The 17285-nt window shown below is 70.7% G+C and carries 15 protein-coding genes; 9 read left to right on the top strand and 6 right to left on the bottom strand.

The window, feature by feature from the left end:
- Positions 1–55: 55 nt before the first annotated feature.
- Positions 56–1381 carry a DUF2252 domain-containing protein gene (locus LRD69_RS07075; protein ID WP_277325697.1) on the bottom strand — a complete coding sequence of 442 codons (1326 nt, stop codon included), beginning with the start codon at positions 1379–1381 and terminating at the stop codon, positions 56–58.
- A gap of 169 nt (positions 1382–1550) precedes the next feature.
- Here LRD69_RS07075 and dnaE point away from each other — a divergent pair, with 169 nt between their 5' ends.
- Positions 1551–5087, top strand: a complete 3537-nt coding sequence (gene dnaE, locus LRD69_RS07070) for a DNA polymerase III subunit alpha (RefSeq protein WP_277325696.1) — start codon at positions 1551–1553, stop codon at positions 5085–5087.
- Positions 5088–5170: 83 nt separating this feature from the next.
- Here the strand turns inward: dnaE and LRD69_RS07065 are convergent, their stop codons facing one another.
- Positions 5171–5350, bottom strand: a complete 180-nt coding sequence (locus LRD69_RS07065) for a hypothetical protein (RefSeq protein WP_277325695.1) — start codon at positions 5348–5350, stop codon at positions 5171–5173.
- 223 nt (positions 5351–5573) lie between these two features.
- Here LRD69_RS07065 and LRD69_RS07060 point away from each other — a divergent pair, with 223 nt between their 5' ends.
- The 4 genes from LRD69_RS07060 to LRD69_RS07045 all read left to right on the top strand — a co-directional run bounded on the left by LRD69_RS07060 (position 5574) and on the right by LRD69_RS07045 (position 9576).
- Positions 5574–6830: an NYN domain-containing protein gene (locus LRD69_RS07060; RefSeq protein ID WP_277325694.1), complete on the top strand. Its 1257-nt coding sequence runs from the start codon at positions 5574–5576 to the stop codon at positions 6828–6830.
- 95 nt (positions 6831–6925) lie between these two features.
- The gene (locus LRD69_RS07055; protein ID WP_277329651.1) at positions 6926–7900 is read left to right on the top strand and encodes an ABC transporter ATP-binding protein; all 975 of its coding nucleotides are present in this window, start codon (positions 6926–6928) and stop codon (positions 7898–7900) included.
- 103 nt (positions 7901–8003) lie between these two features.
- The gene (locus LRD69_RS07050; protein ID WP_277325693.1) at positions 8004–8834 is read left to right on the top strand and encodes an ABC transporter permease; all 831 of its coding nucleotides are present in this window, start codon (positions 8004–8006) and stop codon (positions 8832–8834) included.
- A gap of 34 nt (positions 8835–8868) precedes the next feature.
- Positions 8869–9576, top strand: a complete 708-nt coding sequence (locus LRD69_RS07045) for an ABC transporter permease (RefSeq protein WP_277325692.1) — start codon at positions 8869–8871, stop codon at positions 9574–9576.
- A gap of 162 nt (positions 9577–9738) precedes the next feature.
- Here LRD69_RS07045 and ybaK read toward each other — a convergent pair whose 3' ends face one another.
- The 4 genes from ybaK to LRD69_RS07025 form a co-directional block, all read right to left on the bottom strand.
- Entirely contained in the window at positions 9739–10248 is a 510-nt protein-coding gene (gene ybaK, locus LRD69_RS07040) for a Cys-tRNA(Pro) deacylase (RefSeq protein WP_277325691.1), read from the bottom strand.
- Between the two features lie 26 nt (positions 10249–10274).
- A complete protein-coding gene (locus tag LRD69_RS07035; RefSeq protein ID WP_277325690.1) occupies positions 10275–11024 on the bottom strand; it encodes an LON peptidase substrate-binding domain-containing protein in 750 nt (249 codons plus the stop codon).
- A 5-nt stretch (positions 11025–11029) separates the two neighbouring features.
- Positions 11030–12067 carry a hypothetical protein gene (locus tag LRD69_RS07030; RefSeq protein WP_277325689.1) on the bottom strand — a complete coding sequence of 346 codons (1038 nt, stop codon included), beginning with the start codon at positions 12065–12067 and terminating at the stop codon, positions 11030–11032.
- A 196-nt stretch (positions 12068–12263) separates the two neighbouring features.
- Positions 12264–13865 (bottom strand): oxidoreductase, encoded by a 1602-nt coding sequence (locus tag LRD69_RS07025; protein ID WP_277325688.1) that lies wholly within the window; start codon positions 13863–13865, stop codon positions 12264–12266.
- A 168-nt stretch (positions 13866–14033) separates the two neighbouring features.
- On the opposite strand from LRD69_RS07025, the gene hisD reads away from it, so the two are divergent.
- The 4 genes from hisD to LRD69_RS07005 are packed head-to-tail and all read left to right on the top strand — an operon-like array spanning position 14034 to position 17285.
- The gene (gene hisD, locus LRD69_RS07020) at positions 14034–15410 is read left to right on the top strand and encodes a histidinol dehydrogenase (protein WP_277325687.1); all 1377 of its coding nucleotides are present in this window, start codon (positions 14034–14036) and stop codon (positions 15408–15410) included.
- Positions 15407–16528 (top strand): histidinol-phosphate transaminase, encoded by a 1122-nt coding sequence (locus LRD69_RS07015; protein ID WP_277325686.1) that lies wholly within the window; start codon positions 15407–15409, stop codon positions 16526–16528. The genes hisD and LRD69_RS07015 overlap by 4 nt, the downstream gene beginning before the upstream one ends.
- Positions 16525–17121, top strand: a complete 597-nt coding sequence (hisB, locus tag LRD69_RS07010) for an imidazoleglycerol-phosphate dehydratase HisB (RefSeq protein WP_277325685.1) — start codon at positions 16525–16527, stop codon at positions 17119–17121. The genes LRD69_RS07015 and hisB overlap by 4 nt, the downstream gene beginning before the upstream one ends.
- A complete protein-coding gene (locus LRD69_RS07005) occupies positions 17118–17285 on the top strand; it encodes a hypothetical protein (RefSeq protein WP_277325684.1) in 168 nt (55 codons plus the stop codon). Before hisB ends, LRD69_RS07005 begins: the two co-directional genes overlap by 4 nt.

The following is a 17285-nucleotide window of genomic DNA, read 5'->3' as shown; positions in this document are numbered from 1 at the left end:
GTGCCATGTGAACCTGTAAGCGATCGCTAAAGGGGGCGCTCGGGTGTGGGCGGGATCACAACCCCGGGATGCGGCCGTTGCGGAAGAGGTCCACGAAGATCTGGTGGTCGGCGCGCGCCCGGGCCCCGTAGGTGTGCGCGAAGTCCACCAGCAGCCCGGCGAAGCCCTCCTCGTCCGCCGCGATCGCCGCGTCGATCGCCCGCTCGGTGGAGAACGGCACCAGCGAGTGCCCGCTCTCGTCGTCCGCCGCGGAGTGCATCGTCGCCGTCGCCCGGCCGAGATCGGCGACGACCGCGGCGATCTCCTCCGGTTCGTCGATGTCGGACCAGTCCAGATCGACCGCGTACGGCGAGACCTCGGCGACCAGCTGCCCCGAGCCGTCCAGCTCGGTCCAGCCGAGCCACGGGTCGGCGTGCGCCTGCAGGGCACGCTGAGAGATGACCGTGCGGTGCCCCTCGTGCTGGAAGTAGTCGCGCACGGCCGCGTCGGTGATGTGCCGGGAGACCGCCGGGGTCTGCGCCTGCTTGATGTAGATCACCACGTCGTTCTCGAGGGCGTCGCTGTTGCCCTCCAGCAGGATGTTGTACGAGGGCAGCCCGGCCGAGCCGATGCCGATGCCGCGCCGGCCGACGACGTCCTTCACCCGGTACGAGTCGGGGCGGGTCAGGCTCGACTCGGGCAGCGTCTCCAGGTAGCCGTCGAACGCGGCCAGCACCTTGTAGCGCGTCGCCGCGTCGAGGTCGATCGCGCCGCCGCCCGCCGCGAACCGGCGCTCGAAGTCCCGGATCTCCGTCATCGAGTCGAGCAGCGAGAACCGGGTCAGCGACCGGGCGTCGCGCAGCGCGCCCAGCAGCGGTCCCTCGGCGGTGTCCAGCGTGAAGGGGGGCACCTCGTCGTTCTTCGCGCCCGTCGCGAGGGCGTGGATCCGCTCGCGGTAGGCCGCGGCGTACACCCGGACGAGCTCGCTGATCTGGTCGTCGCCCAGTGCCTTCGCGTACCCGATCAGGGCGACGGAGGCGGCGAACCGCTTGAGGTCCCAGGTGAACGGGCCGACGTACGCCTCGTCGAAGTCGTTCACATTGAAGATCAGCCGGCCGTTGGCGTCCATGTACGTGCCGAAGTTCTCCGCGTGCAGATCGCCGTGGATCCACACCCGGCCGGTCCGGTCGTCCAGGTACGGGCCGCCGTGCCGCTCCCGCTCCAGGTCGTTGTAGAACAGGCACGCCGTGCCCCGGTAGAAGGCGAACGCCGAGCCCGCCATCTTCCGGAACTTCACCCGGAAGGCCGCCGGATCGGCGGCCAGGAGCTCACCGAAGGCGGTGTCGAAAACCTCGAGAATCTGCTCCCCGCGCTGCGCTGCGCCGGTCTGCGCTTCCGACATCTGTGGGTGCCTCCTGGTACCTGGCGTTCATGACAAATGGGACGGGTGTCTCCGTCCTTCCAACGCGCGACGGTACCCGGGAGTGCCCATCGATTGTCAGTCCGGAGACGTAGACTTCCACGCTGTCCCCCCAGTCCGTCATTGCTTGTTTCCCCGGAGGCCCGACGCCGTGACCAAGCCGCCTTTCACGCACCTTCACGTCCACACCCAGTACTCGCTGCTGGACGGTGCCGCGCGGCTCAAGGACATGTTCGCGGCCTGCAACGAGATGGGCATGTCGCACATCGCGATGACGGACCACGGCAACCTGCACGGTGCGTACGACTTCTTCCACACGGCGACCAAGGCCGGCGTGACGCCCATCATCGGCATCGAGGCGTACGTCGCCCCCGAGTCGCGCAAGCACAAGCGGAAGATCCAGTGGGGCCAGCCGCACCAGAAGCGCGACGACGTCTCGGGTTCGGGCGGGTACACCCACAAGACGATCTGGGCGTCGAACAAGACGGGTCTGCACAACCTCTTCCGGCTCTCCTCGGACGCGTATGCCGAGGGCTGGCTGCAGAAGTGGCCGCGCATGGACAAGGAGACCATCTCCCAGTGGTCCGAGGGCCTGATCGCGTCCACCGGCTGCCCGTCCGGCGAGGTGCAGACGCGGCTGCGGCTCGGCCAGTTCGACGAGGCGGTCCAGGCGGCCTCCGACTACAAGGACATCTTCGGCGAGGGCCGGTACTTCCTGGAGCTGATGGACCACGGCATCGAGATCGAGCGCCGGGTCCGTGACGGGCTCCTCGAAATCGGCAAGAAGCTGAACATCCCGCCGCTCGTGACGAACGACTCGCACTACACGTACGCCGGCGAGGCCGCCGCACACGATGCGCTGCTGTGCATCCAGACCGGCAAGAACCTCTCCGACCCGGACCGCTTCCGGTTCGACGGCGGGGGCTACTACCTGAAGACGACGGACGAGATGTACGCCGTCGACTCCTCCGACGCCTGGCAGCAGGGGTGCGCGAACACCCTGCTGGTCGCCGAGCAGATCGACACCACCGGGATGTTCGAGAAGCGCGACCTGATGCCGAAGTTCGACATCCCGGACGGCTACACCGAGATCACCTGGTTCCAGGAGGAGGTCCGGGTCGGCATGAACCGCCGCTACCCGGGCGGCGTCCCCGACGACCGGCAGAAGCAGGCCGAGTACGAGATGGACGTCATCATCCAGATGGGGTTCCCGGGGTACTTCCTCGTCGTCGCCGACTTCATCATGTGGGCCAAGAACAACGGCATCGCGGTGGGCCCCGGGCGTGGCTCCGCGGCCGGTTCGATCGTCGCGTACGCGATGGGGATCACCGACCTCGACCCGATCGAGCACGGGCTGATCTTCGAGCGGTTCCTCAACCCCGAGCGTGTCTCCATGCCCGATGTCGACATCGACTTCGACGAGCGCAGGCGCGTCGAGGTGATCAGGTACGTGACGGAGAAGTACGGCGCCGACAAGGTCGCCATGATCGGTACGTACGGCAAGATCAAGGCCAAGAACGCGATCAAGGACTCGGCCCGCGTCCTCGGCTATCCGTACGCGATGGGCGACCGGCTCACCAAGGCCATGCCCGCCGACGTCCTCGGCAAGGGCATCGACCTCTCCGGGATCACCGACCCCAAGCACCCCCGCTACAGCGAGGCGGGCGAGATCCGGGGGATGTACGAGAGCGAGCCGGACGTCAAGAAGGTCATCGACACCGCCAAGGGTGTCGAGGGGCTGGTCCGGCAGATGGGCGTGCACGCCGCGGGCGTCATCATGTCCAGCGAGCCCATCGTCGACCACGCCCCGGTCTGGGTGCGGCACACCGACGGCGTCACCATCACGCAGTGGGACTACCCGCAGTGCGAGTCGCTCGGCCTGCTGAAGATGGACTTCCTCGGCCTGCGCAACCTCACCATCATGGACGACGCCGTCAAGATGGTGGAGGCCAACAAGGGCATCAAGCTGGAGCTGCTCTCCGTCCCGCTGGACGACCCCAAGACGTACGAGCTGCTGTGCCGCGGTGACACGCTGGGCGTCTTCCAGTTTGACGGCGGTCCGATGCGCTCCCTGCTGCGCCAGATGCAGCCCGACAACTTCGAGGACATCTCCGCCGTCTCGGCCCTGTACCGGCCGGGCCCGATGGGCATGAACTCGCACACGAACTACGCCGAGCGCAAGAACGGCCGCCAGGAGATCACCCCGATCCACCCGGAGCTGGAGGAGCCGCTCAAGGAGACGCTGGGCCTGACCTACGGCCTGATCGTCTACCAGGAGCAGGTGCAGAAGGCCGCCCAGATCATCGCCGGGTACTCGCTCGGCGAGGCCGACATCCTGCGCCGGGTGATGGGCAAGAAGAAGGCCGACGAGCTGGCGAAGAACTTCGTGCTCTTCCAGGCGGGCGCGAAGAAGAACGGCTTCTCCGACGCGGCGATCCAGGCCCTGTGGGACGTGCTGGTCCCGTTCGCCGGGTACGCGTTCAACAAGGCGCACTCCTCCGCCTATGGCCTGGTCACCTACTGGACCGCGTACCTCAAGGCGAACTACCCCGCCGAGTACATGGCGGCGCTGCTGACCTCGGTCAAGGACGACAAGGACAAGTCCGCGGTCTACCTCAACGAGTGCCGCCGCATGGGCATCAAGGTGCTCCCGCCGAACGTCAACGAGTCCGAGTCGAACTTCGCCGCCCAGGGCGACGACGTCATCCTCTTCGGGCTGACGGCCATCCGTAACGTCGGACAGAACGTCGTCGACTCGATCATCCGGTGCCGCAAGGCGAAGGGGAAGTACAGCTCGTTCCCCGACTTCCTCGACAAGGTCGAAGCGGTCGTCTGCAACAAGCGGACCGTCGAATCACTGATCAAGGCCGGCGCCTTCGACGAGATGGGCCACACCCGCAAGGGCCTCGTCGCCCACCACGAGCCGATGATCGACAACGTGGTGCAGGTCAAGCGCAAGGAGGCCGAGGGGCAGTTCGACCTCTTCGGCGGCGGCGAGGAGGACAGCGACGAGCCGGGCTTCGGGCTCGACGTCGAGTTCTCCGACATCGAGTGGGAGAAGTCGTACCTGCTGGCCCAGGAGCGCGAGATGCTCGGGCTGTACGTCTCCGACCACCCGCTCTTCGGTATCGAACACGTCCTGTCGGACAAGTCCGACGCGGCGATCTCGCAGCTCACCGGCGGTGAGCACGCCGACGGTGCGATCGTCACCATCGGCGGCATCATCTCCGGCCTCCAGCGCAAGATGACCAAGCAGGGCAACGCCTGGGCCATCGCCACCGTGGAGGACCTGGCGGGTTCCATCGAGTGCATGTTCTTCCCCGCCACGTACCAGCTGGTCTCCACACAGCTCGTCGAGGACACCGTTGTCTTCGTCAAGGGGCGGCTCGACAAGCGCGAGGACATCCCGCGGCTGGTCGCCATGGAGATGCAGGTCCCCGACCTCTCGTCGGCCGGGACCAACGCCCCGGTGGTGCTCACCATCCCCACGGTCAAGATCACGCCGCCGATGGTCGCCCGCCTCGGCGAGGTGCTCAGCAACCACCGCGGCAACACCGAGGTACGGATCAAGCTCCAGGGCCCCCGGAAGACCACCGTCCTGCGGCTCGACCGGCACCGGGTCCAGCCCGATCCGGCGCTCTTCGGCGACCTGAAGGTGCTGCTCGGCCCGTCCTGCCTGGCCGGCTGAGCCGTACACCCGCGCACGTACGAGAGGGGCGCTCCGCGAAAGCGGGTGCGCCCCTCTCGGCTGCCGGCCGGGGCCGGACCGGTTCAGTTGTGGCCGAAGCGCCGCTGGTGCTTACGAGCAACATCAGCAGGGCTGCCCTGGGCCTGCGACTGAGGCTGTATCTGCGACTCGTAAGCCGTCGACTTCGCCTCCTCCGCACCACGCTCCGATGCGGCCGCGCGGCTCGGCTGGCTGCTCTGCTTGCGGTTCTTGTTCTTGGCCATGGTGTTCCTCCTGTGCGGAATCTCGGGGCCAGGACCGCTGTCAGACTCACATATCAGGATATAGCCCGCATGTTGGATCATTACCGTGTGTAGTAAGCGGGTATCATGCGCCGATTTACCGATTCGCCACGCCGATGATCGAGTTCCGGCCGTCAACCCTCCTGCTGTCGGGCAGACTCGAAGGAAACCCTGAGCAGAACCCATTCCCGAGGTCAGGAAGAGGGTGGAACGCGTGGACCGTTGTGTCGTCCTGGTGGACGCCGGCTATCTGCTGGGCGCAGCCGCGAGTCTGCTGGCCGGAGAGCCCGCCCGTTCCCGTATCACCGTCGACCATGCGGCGTTGATCCAGGGCCTGCGCGAGCGCGCCGAAGCGGATACGGCGCAGCCGCTGCTGCGGATCTACTGGTTCGACGGCGCCCCCGACCGGGTACCGCAGCCCGAGCACCGCAGGCTGCGCGTCATGCCACGAGTGACCGTGAGGCTCGGGGCGCTGACTCGCAGTGACGGCCGGTGGGCGCAGAAGGGCGTCGACGCCGCCATGCACGCCGAACTGACCGAACTGGCCAGAAACCGCGCCTGCTCCGATGTGGTCCTGGTGACCGGCGACGGCGATCTGCTGCCCGGCCTGATGTCCGCCAAGGAACACGGTGTCGCCGTCCATCTGTGGGCCGTCCAGGCCGCCGACGGCGACTACAACCAGTCCGAGGACCTGGTCGCCGAGGCCGACGAGCGCCGGGTGCTCGACCGGGCCTGGATCACCCAGGCCGTACGGGCCAAGGACAACGGCGGCAGTTGCGCGCCGCCGCCCGCCCCCCGCCCCGAGATCGCCGCGATCCTCTCCGCGCCGCTGCCCGAGGCCGCCCTCGCCGCCTCCGCCGAACGGGCCTCGGAAGCGCAGGCGGCCGCCGCCCGCAACGGAGCGGCGGAACCGCCCGGCGACGAGGCGGTGCACGCCCCGGTCGCGCATGCGGGCAGGGGCGTCCCCACCCCCAAGGACCTGGCGGGCAGCCTCCGCGGCCCCGGCGTTCCGGTCGGCCAGGCCGCCCAGCCCCCGGCGAGCGCCACGCTGCGCTGGTCGTCCGACAAGGGCTGGATGGAGCGCAGCGGCGCGCTCGGCGAACCCGCGGAGACCGCGTCGCTGCCCACGCTCGCCCAGCTCACCTCCGCCGAGCAGCGCTGGGCGGACCGCGAGGAGGACATCACCACCGTCGGCGGCGACCCCTTCGAGGTCGGCCAGGTCTTCGCCCGGCGCTGGATGGAGCGGCTGCCGGAGACCGTCCACCTGCAGAAGCTGTCGAGCATGTACCCGCGCATTCCGCACCGCATCGACGGCGAGCTGCTGCGGTACGCGGCACGGTTCGGCCTGCTCGCCCACAAGGACGACCAGATCGACGAACACGACCGGTACGCGATCCGGGCGGGCTTCTGGCGCGAGATCGACGTACGGGCGGCGGCCGAACACGCCCCCGCTGCGGAGTAGTCCGACGGCCCCGGGCGCAATACGGGGCATCCGACCCCGTACCCTCGTACCTCGTGAGTACGGGCACAGCACAGGCGCAGACGGCGACCGGGACCGTGTGCGCGGTGCGTGATCTGGTCAAGACCTATCCCGCCGTCCGCGGCCGCCGCGGCGCACCCGCGACCCCCGAGGTGCGCGCCACCGACGGGATCAGCCTCGACGTCCGGCGCGGCGAGATCTTCGGGCTGCTCGGGCCCAACGGAGCCGGCAAGTCCACCCTCGTGCGGCAGCTCACCGGGCTGATGCGGCCGGACTCCGGCAGTGTCGAGATGCTCGGCCACGACCTCGTACGCCACCCCGAGCGGGCCTCCCGGCTGATCGGTTACCTCGGGCAGGAGTCCACCGCCCTCGACGAGCTGACCGTGTCGCTCGCCGCCGAGACCACCGGGCGGCTGCGCGGCCTCGCGGTACGCGAGGCCCGCGCCGCGCGCGACGCCGTACTCGACGAACTCGGCCTCACCGACATTGCCGCCCGCCCGCTGAAGAAGCTCTCCGGCGGGCAGCGGCGGCTGGCCTGCTTCGCGGCCGCGCTGGTCGGGGAGCGGCCGGTGCTGGTCCTGGACGAGCCGACGACCGGGATGGACCCCGTCGCCCGCCGCGCCGTCTGGGCCGCCGTCGACCGGCGACGCGCCGAGCACGGCGCGACCGTGCTGCTGGTCACCCACAACGTGATCGAGGCGGAGACCGTCCTCGACCGGGTCGCCGTCATCGAACGCGGCAAGGTCATCGCCTGCGACACCCCGGCCGGGCTCAAGCAGCGCGTGGCGGGCGACGTCCGGGTCGAGCTGGTGTGGCGCGATCGCGCGCCCCTGGACGTACCCGAAGTGGCGGCTCTGCGCCCCCTGGCCCAGGAGTCCGGGCGCCGCTGGGTGCTGCGGCTCGGGCCGGACGAGGCGCGTGCGGCGGTCGCTGCGGTGACCGGCGGGGCGGCGTTCGCCGCGCTGGACGACTTCACGCTGGCGACGCCGAGCCTGGAGGATGTCTATCTGGCCCTCGGCGGCCATGCGACGCAGGGGCTGGTGAAGGCGTGACCGGGGCGATCGGCGTGATCGGTGTGTGCCAGGTGTTCGACGCGATCCGGTGCGGATCCGGGGCCGGGCAGGAACGGAACAGGAGCGCCGTCAGGTGACGAGCATGGTTCGTGCGGAGGTGGCCGGCGCCGAGCCGGTGGCCGGAAGCCTTCCCCCGGCCGGGGACACGGCCGCCGTCGTCGCGCCGCTCGCGCCGCGGGCCCGGCTGTTCCCCGCGCTCGCCGCCGTCTACCGGGCCCAGCTGTCCCGGGCCAGGGTCGCCCGGATCCCGCTGCTCTTCGTGGCGACCTTCCAGTCCATCGGGATCATGGTCCTGATGCGCGGGGTCGTCGACGGCGGTGCGGAGGCGCGCGCCGTCGTGGCCGGATCCAGCGTGCTCGTCGTCGCCTTCGTCGCGCTCAATCTGCTCGCCCAGTACTTCGGGCAGCTGCGGGCCGGCGGCGGACTCGACCACTACGCCACCCTGCCGGTGCCGCCCGCCGCGGTGGTGCTCGGTGCGGCGGGGGCGTACGCCTCCTTCACCGTGCCCGGCACGATCGTCACCGCGGTCACCGGGAGCGTGCTCTTCCAGCTGCCGATGACCCACCTGTGGGTGCTCGTCGCCGTCATCCCGCTCGCCGGGGCCGCACTCTCCGGGCTCGGTGCCGCGCTCGGACTGCTCGCACCCCGGCAGGAGCTGGCCACGCTGCTCGGACAGCTGGGCATGTCGGCGGCGCTGCTGCTCGGGGTGCTGCCGGCCGACCGGATGCCCGAGCCGATCGGCTGGGCCCGGGATCTGCTGCCCTCGACGTACGGGGTCGAGGCCCTGTCCCGGTCGTTCGGCAGCCACCCCGACTGGGCGGTCATCGCCCTCGATCTCGGGGTCTGCGCCGTCGTCGGCGTCCTCTCGCTGGCCGTGGCGACCTGGGCGTACCGCAGGGCAGCGGTCCGGTGAGGCGCGGCACGGGGACGCCTGGCACGATGGCACGGTGACCGCACCTCTGACGCCGCCTCACCAGCCCTCGTCCAACGATCCCTGGCAGATTCCGCCGGGTGGGATGCCGCCCAAGGGCGGTGGCTCCTACCCCGGGGTTCCCATGGGGCCCCAGGAGTCCCAGGGGGACGACGATCCGCGGGCGGATCTGCGGCGGGCTGCCGTGATCACCGTGGTGCTGACCGTGGCAGGCGTCGCGCTCGGAGTGCTGTGGCTGTGGCTGGCGCCGCGGGTCCCGCTGATCTCCGACAACCAGGCGGTCTTCCTCAAGGACAGCGAGGGCGAGGAGGCGATCGGGGCCGACGGCACGTTCGTCCTGCTGGCTCTCGCCTTCGGTGCGGTCACTGCGGCGCTGGTCTTCTGGATCCACCGACGGGGCGGGATCGCGCTCGTGGCGGGCCTCGCCCTCGGCGGGCTGCTCGGGTCGCTGGTGGCCTGGGGGGTCGGCGTCTGGTTCGGACCCGAGCGGGATGTGGTCGCCCACGCGCGCGAGGTCGGCAAGGGCGTGGTGTTCGATGCGCCGCTCGAGCTGCACGCGAAGGGGGCGCTGCTGGCGTGGTCGGTGGCGGCGATGGTCGTTCACCTGGCGCTCACGGCGGTCTTCGGGCCGAGGGATCCTGAGCCGGAGTGGGGAGTCTGGCCGGGGGCGTCCGGGGCGCCGGAGGCTCCTGGGGCGGCGCCGGGCTCTCCGCCGCAGCCGTAGGGACGGGCGGAGGGTGCGGGGTGGACTGCTCCGCGAGGCCGTCCCCCCGCTCGCCACCTCCCGAAAGCGGGGCACTTCCCGCCACCCCGGTCCTCGACCGCCGGACGGGCCGGCGGTGCCCTCGACCGCCCCGCGGGCCCGGAGGACGTGCTCGCGGGCGGGCTACGGGCGGCCGATCGCTGCGAAGAGCGCCCCGGTCAGCCCGGCCAGATCCTTCGGGGACAGTTCCACCTCCAGGCCTCGGCGGCCGGCCGAGACGCAGATGGTCTCGTGGGCCTGCGCCGACGCGTCCAGCACCGTCGGCAGGCGCTTTCGCTGACCCAGCGGGGAGATGCCGCCCCGTACGTAGCCCGTCGTGCGTTCCGCCGCGGCCGGGTCCGCCATAGCCGCCCGTTTGCCGCCGACCGCCGAGGCCAGGGCCTTCAGGTCCAGGGAGCCCGCCACCGGGACGACCGCCACGGTCAGGTTGCCGTCCACGTCGGCCACCAGGGTCTTGAACACGCGGTCCGGCGAGACGCCCAGCGCCTCCGCGGCCTCCTCGCCGTAGGAGGGGGAGGCCGGGTCGTGCTCGTATGCGTGCGTCGTGAACGGCGTGCCCGCCGCGGTCAGGGCGACCGTCGCCGGGGTACCGCCGGCGCCGGACTGCTGCTGCTTCTTCGACTTCTTCGCCACGGGGCAGGGTCCTCGGGTGGTGGAGGTCAGTTGGGATGGGTGGGGGCCCTGGTCAGGTCCACCGCGGGCAGCGACGGCAGATGGCGGATGACCGCCGTCTCGGAGCGCAGCAGCGTCAGCTCCTCGCGCAGCCGCGTCGCCGTGTCCGGCGCCTGCAGCAGCCGCTGCTTGGTGGGAATGTCCAGGACGGCGGCGGCGGCCACCAGGTACGAGACGACCGACGGGTCGTCGGGCAGGTCCGCGCCCGTCGTCAGCGAGCGTTCGCTCGCTCCGGCCAGCCGCTTCTGGTAGCTGCGGAACGCCCGCAGCACGCCCTCGGCGAGCGCGCCGGCCTCGTCGCCGGCGTCCTCGTCGAGCTCTTCGAAGTCGGCCGTCAGATACGGGCCGCTCGCGTCGACCGAGAGCAGCCTGACCCGGGTGGTGCCGGTCGCCAGGACCTCGTAGCTGCCGTCCGCCCGCTCCCGGATCTTCGCCGCGTCCGCGATACAGCCGACCCGGTGGAAGGTCTGGACGGGGTCGGGCCCGAAACCGTCGGCGGGTCCGCGGTCGGTGGCGTCGGGCGCCGAGGTGGTGTCCGGCATTCCGACGGCCGTCGGGGCGGTCTCGCGGCCGTCGCGGATGGCTACCACGGCGAAGCGGCGCGGTTCGTCCTCATCGGTCTTCAGCAGCTCGCGCATCATGGCGCGATAGCGCTCCTCGAAGACGTTGAGCGGCAGCACGAGGCCGGGGAACAGCACCGCGTTCAGCGGGAAGAGGGGCAGACGAGCGGTGGTCACAACGGTCAAGCGTAATGGCCCTGCGACCGGCCGTGGTCGGCCCGGTTCCACAAAGGCGTCGCGGAGGCCACCTCGAGCCGCGCACCGTCCCGGGCATCCAGGAACCGGCCCAGCGGGTCGTCGGACACCAGCGACCACGGGAACGACGTCGCATACGGCCCGATCAGCCGGAACTGTTCCAGGGCCTCCTCCCACCGGCCGCGCACGACCAGCACGTACGCCAGCAGGTTGCGGACCTCGGCCGGCCAGGGATCGCCCGGCTCGAACGCGGCGGAGAGCGAGATCGCCAGATCCGCGGCCGAGTCGATCCGCTCCTCGAGTACGGAGGTCGTCTTCACGTCCGGACCGGCGATCAGCAGCGCGAACGCGGCCCGCACCGGCAGGGCCTGCACCAGGGAACTGGGCAGCGAGTCCTCGGCGGCGCGCTCGGCGAAGTCGAAGCACTCGCGGTGCGAGCCGTACCAGGCGGCGGAGAGGTACTGAAGCGCCGCGACGTGGCAGCCGTAGTGGTGCGAGGAGCGCCGGATCGCCTGCTCCCACAGGGCCTCGAAGGTGGTGTGCGAGGCATGTGTGCCACGCGCGTGGTCCAGGGCGAGCCGCCACGGCACCGGGTCGCGCGGATCGCTGTCGGCGGCCGCGGTGATCAGCGGCCCCACGTCGCGCAGCCGTTCCGCCCGGGCCGGCGACTCCCAGGCCCGGCGGACCGCCAGCTCGGCCTTGACCAGCAGCGCGTCCGGGTCGTGCGGGGCGGCGGCGAGCCAGTCGTTCAGCCAGCCGTCGCGGTGGTGGGCGAAGGTGACGAGACGGCTGAGGTAGCGGTCCCGGTTCTCCCATTCGGCGGAGTCCCGGGTGGTGGCGAGGAGCTTGGCGGCCGGCTCGTACTCACCGAGGGCGGCGGCGACGAGGGCCGGAGAGAGCCGTTCGTCGGGGGCGTCGAGCAGCACCGCATCGTCCGCCGGCAGTCCCGTGGACAGCTGCGGAGAGTGCCGGATCATGCGCGCGGTTCTGAGCAGAGCGCGAAGGAATGCCATGGTGCAGACCATTCAAAAGCGCTGGTCGGAGCAGCGCCAGAGGGGCACTGTGAAGCTTTGGTGCCGAGTGCAAGGGTTGCCTCGAAGGCGGTCAACAAAGCGTAAAGGAATCGCCGGAATCTGGCTTGATCATTTCGCTTCGGCCGGCCGCTGCCCGGCCGGCCGATGGGGCGGAACGGTGTGCTGCCTGGAGCCCGGGCGCCGTCGGTCACCCCCTGCGCAGCAGCCGGGACGCGCCCGCGGCCACGGTGGTGGCCAGTATCCATCCCAGCAGCACCAGGGCGGCCGCCGCCCACTGCCAGTCGCCCTCCATCCGCCAGTACCCGTCCTGCCCGAGGTTGATCACGGGCACCAGCAGGTCCAGTGCGTACAGCGCCGCGTTCCACTCGGGGTGCTCGTCCCGCTTGATCGGTGCCGGCTCGTACTGCGAGAAGGCCATCGCCCCCGCCGCCCACAGCACCGCCATCCACACCGCCGCCCGGCCCGGCCGGTAGCCGTACGCCACCGTCCAGTCCTGCAGGATTCCCCACAGCTTCGCGGCGGGCGGCAGCGTCTCGCGGCGCCGCCGCTGCTTGGCGAGCAGCACCTCGCGGGCGTCCGCGTCCTCCCCGCAGTTGCGCAGCACGGCCGCCAGCCGTTCGTACGGTTCCGGCACGTACTCCGGGGTCGCCGCCGCCACCCACTCCAGGCGCCGGGAGAGGGGGAAGTGCCCGTACGGGACGAGGTTCTCGTACACGAAGCCGCCCATCGCGAGACCGCCCGGTCCGGGCCAGCTGGTCGACAGGTCGATCAGCGTGACGACCTTCGCGCCGTTCAGCACGACCCTGCCCTCCTCGGGGCGCTCCGCGTTGAACCGCAGCTCCGGGGTGACGATCCGGCGCAGCGACAGCTCCTCGTGGGGTGTCAGGACGAACCGTGCCTTGTGCAGGTCGACCGCGTCACCGAACCGGCCGTCGTCCAGCCGCACCCCGCCGCGGCACTCGAAGATCTGCGAGCGGGAGCCGTGCGCCGGGGTCGGCGCCATGACGATGCCGTACGGGGGAGTGGTCCCCTGGTTGCCGGTGTCGACGCTCACCCACGCCTCGGTCATGTACAGCGTGCGCTCCACGGTCAGCTGCGGGGCGTTCAGCGCCCGCCGCCCCGGCCCGGCCTTCAGACGGCTGCCGCGCAGGCTCATCGAACCGCCGACCTTCGCCCCGCGCAGACTCAGTTCGCCGCGTGCCTCCACCATCTCCGCCTGCAGGTCCTGGGCGACCGTGAGCCCGTCCCCGGCGAGGGCGCGGCCCTGCCGGTCGGCCCCGAGCGCGATCTGGTTGAGCAGGAGATCCGTGCCGATGTGGGCGTCCGTGAGCCGGATCCCGCGCTCGATCCGGCAGCGCGGCAGATGCAGATCGCCCTCGGTGCGCAGCCGCGCAGCCTCCAGCCGGGGCGCCGCGCAGCCGGCCATCCGCAATGTCGTGAAGTGGCACTCGGGCAGCAGCACCTCGTTCTCCAGACGGCACCCCGTCAGTTCCACGTACGGTGCGACGCGACCACCCGCAAGATCCAGCGTCCCGGTGATCCGTACCCCCCGGAGCTTCAGTGCGGCGACACGCCCGGGCCTGGCCGGCGGTCCGCTCAGCAGCAGCCGGGCGACCACCCGCGCATCCACACTGCGCTCCGCGCCCCAGATCGTCGGCGCGAACGGATCGTCCCGGACCGTGTCACGGGTGCGCAGATCGTAGGTGCTGCCGTTCCGGAAGGCCTGCCACATCCCCAGCTCGGCCGCGCTGAGACCGTCCGGAATGTCATCGCTGTGCGGTTCGGTCACCGTGGCCCCTCCCGCTTGCAGTTGTTATGCCCACTGTGTTCCCTCTGTGTGACGCCGTGAACGCCAGTGGTCAGCTGTGGCCGGGAGTGGTCGCCGGTGACGGCCGGACATGTATCAGTCAGTGATACGGGCGGACTGCTGCCGGAAGCGGTCTGAGAGAATTGCGGTGTGATCTCTCGAATCGATCTGCGCGGCGGTGCCCTCCCCGAGGGCGGCGACCTGCGCGACCTGCTGCCCCGAGCCGAGTTCGACGTGGAGGCCGCACTGGAGACGGTGCGCCCCATCTGCGAGGACGTACGCCATCGTGGCTCAGCGGCAGTGATCGATTGGGGGGCGAAGTTCGACGGCGTACGGCTCGAATCGATCCGGGTCCCGGCATCGGCGATCGCCGATGCGCTGGAGCGGCTGGATCCCGCCGTGCGGGCCGCTCTCGAGGAGTCGATCCGCCGCGCCCGTCTCGTCCACCACGAGCAGCGCCGCACCACGCACACCACCCAGGTCGTTCCCGGCGGCACGGTCACCGAGAAGTGGGTGCCCGTCGAGCGCGTCGGCCTGTATGTGCCGGGCGGACGCTCGGTCTACCCGTCGTCCGTGGTCATGAACGTCGTACCGGCCCAGGAGGCGGGCGTCGAGGGCATTGCCGTCGCCTCCCCGCCGCAGAAGGAGTTCGGCGGCCTGCCGCACCCCACCATCCTCGCCGCCTGCGCCCTGCTCGGCGTCGACGAGGTGTACGCGGCCGGTGGCGCCCAGGCCATCGCGATGTTTGCGTACGGAACGGCCGAATGTCTTCCGGTGAACCTCGTCACCGGCCCCGGCAACATCTATGTCGCCGCGGCCAAGCGCCTCCTCAAGGGCCGCATCGGCATCGACGCCGAGGCCGGACCCACCGAGATCGCGATCCTCGCCGACTCCACCGCCGACCCGGTACACGTCGCCGCGGACCTGATCAGCCAGGCCGAGCACGACCCCATGGCCGCCGCGGTCCTGGTCACCGACTCCGAGGAGCTGGCCGCCGCCACCGAGGCCGAACTGAAGCCTCAGGTCGCCGCGAGCAAGCACGTCACCGACCGGATCGAGCCCGCGCTGGCCGGCCGCCAGTCCGCGATCGTCCTGGTCAACGACCTGGAGGACGGCCTCAAGGTCGTCGACGCGTACGCCGCCGAGCACCTGGAGATCCAGACGGCCGACGCCGCCGCGGTCGCCGGCCGGGTCCGCAACGCCGGAGCGATCTTCGTCGGCCCGTGGGCCCCGGTCTCGCTCGGCGACTACTGCGCGGGCTCCAACCACGTCCTGCCGACCGGCGGCTGCGCCTGCCACTCCTCGGGTCTGTCCGTGCAGTCCTTCCTGCGCGGCATCCACATCGTCGACTACACCCGCGATGCGCTCGCCGAGGTCGCGCACCACGTGGTCACCCTTGCCGAGGCGGAGGACCTCCCCGCCCACGGCGCAGCAATCAAGGCTCGTTTTGCCGGAGGCGAACCGGACGAGCACCGTGCCGGAGGCGAACCGGACGAGCACAGTGGCTGGAAGGTCCCGCAGCAGTGACGAACAGCAGCACCACCCGTATCGACGACCTGCCGATCCGGGACGAGCTCCGCGGACAGTCCCCGTACGGAGCGCCCCAGCTCGACGTGGCCGTCCGGCTGAACACCAACGAGAACCCGTACCCGCTCCCCGAGGCGCTCGTCGACCGGATCGCCGAGCGCGTCCGCGAGGCCGCCCGCGCACTCAACCGCTACCCCGACCGGGACGCCGTCGAGCTCCGTACCGAGCTGGCCCGCTACCTCACCCGCACCGCCGGGCACGAGGTCGCTCTCGCCAACGTCTGGGCGGCCAACGGCTCCAACGAGGTGCTGCAGCAGCTGCTGCAGACCTTCGGCGGCCCCGGACGCACCGCGATCGGTTTCGAGCCCTCGTACTCGATGCACGCTCTCATCGCCCGCGGTACCGGCACCGGATGGATCTCCGGTCCGCGCAAGGACGACTTCACCATCGATGTCGCGGCGGCGCGCGAGGCCATCGCCGAACATCGGCCGGACGTCGTCTTCATCACCTCGCCCAACAACCCCACGGGCACCGCCGTCGACGCGGACACCGTCCGCGCGCTGTACGACGCCGCCCAGGCCGCCAGGCCGTCGATGGTCGTGGTCGACGAGGCGTACGGCGAATTCAGCCACCACCCCTCGCTGCTCCCGCTGATCGAGGGCCGGCCGAACCTGGTGCTCTCGCGCACCATGTCGAAGGCGTTCGGCGCCGCCGGCCTGCGGCTCGGCTACCTCGCGGCGGACCCGGCGGTCGTGGACGCCGTCCAGCTGGTGCGGCTGCCGTACCACCTGTCGTCCATCACCCAGGCCACCGCGCTCGCCGCCCTGGAACACACCGATACGCTCCTCGGGTACGTCGCCCAGCTCAAGAGCGAGCGCGACCGGATCGTCACGGAGCTGCGCGCACTCGGTTTCGAGGTGACCGACTCGGACGCCAACTTCGTCCAGTTCGGCCGCTTCGCCGACAGCCACACCGCCTGGCAGCAGATCCTCGACCGGGGCGTCCTGGTCCGGGACAACGGCGTACCGGGATGGCTGCGGGTCTCCGCAGGGACCCCGGCAGAGAACGACGCGTTCCTCGATGCGGTGCGCGAACTCAAGAAGGAGCACGACGGATGAGCCCCCGCGTAGGCCGCGTGGAACGCACCACCAAGGAGACGTCGGTGCTCGTCGAGGTCAACCTCGACGGCACCGGCAAGGTCGATGTGTCGACCGGGGTCGGCTTCTACGACCACATGCTCGACCAGCTCGGCCGCCACGGCCTCTTCGACCTCACCGTGAAGACCGACGGCGACCTGCACATCGACACGCACCACACCATCGAGGACACCGCCCTCGCCCTCGGCGCCGCCTTCAAGCAGGCGCTCGGCGACAAGGTCGGCATCTACCGCTTCGGCAACTGCACCGTCCCGCTGGACGAGTCGCTCGCCCAGGTCACCGTCGACCTCTCCGGCCGCCCCTACCTGGTGCACACCGAGCCGGAGAACATCGCGCCGATGATCGGCTCGTACGACACGACGATGACCCGGCACATCCTGGAGTCGTTCGTCGCCCAGGCGCAGATCGCCCTGCACGTCCACGTCCCGTACGGCCGCAACGCCCATCACATCGTGGAGTGCCAGTTCAAGGCGCTGGCCCGAGCCCTGCGCTACGCCTGTGAGCACGACCCGCGCGCTGCCGGAATCCTCCCGTCCACGAAGGGCGCCCTGTGACCGGCCTCAACACCGTACTGATCGTCCTCGGCCTCTTCCTGGCCGGCGGCGTCTACTCCTTCTCGAAGCAGAAGATGCCCAAGGGCCTCATCGTGCTGCTCGGGATCGCGTCCGTGATGTGCCTGGTCGCAGGTGCCTTGCGGATCCAGGGACTCTGGGACTGA

This window comes from Streptomyces sp. JH14, assembly GCF_029428675.1.
Classification (GTDB): Bacteria; Actinomycetota; Actinomycetes; order Streptomycetales; family Streptomycetaceae; genus Streptomyces.
The sequence above is the reverse complement of the archived record's forward strand: the minus strand, read 5'-3'. Positions and strand labels throughout refer to the sequence as shown.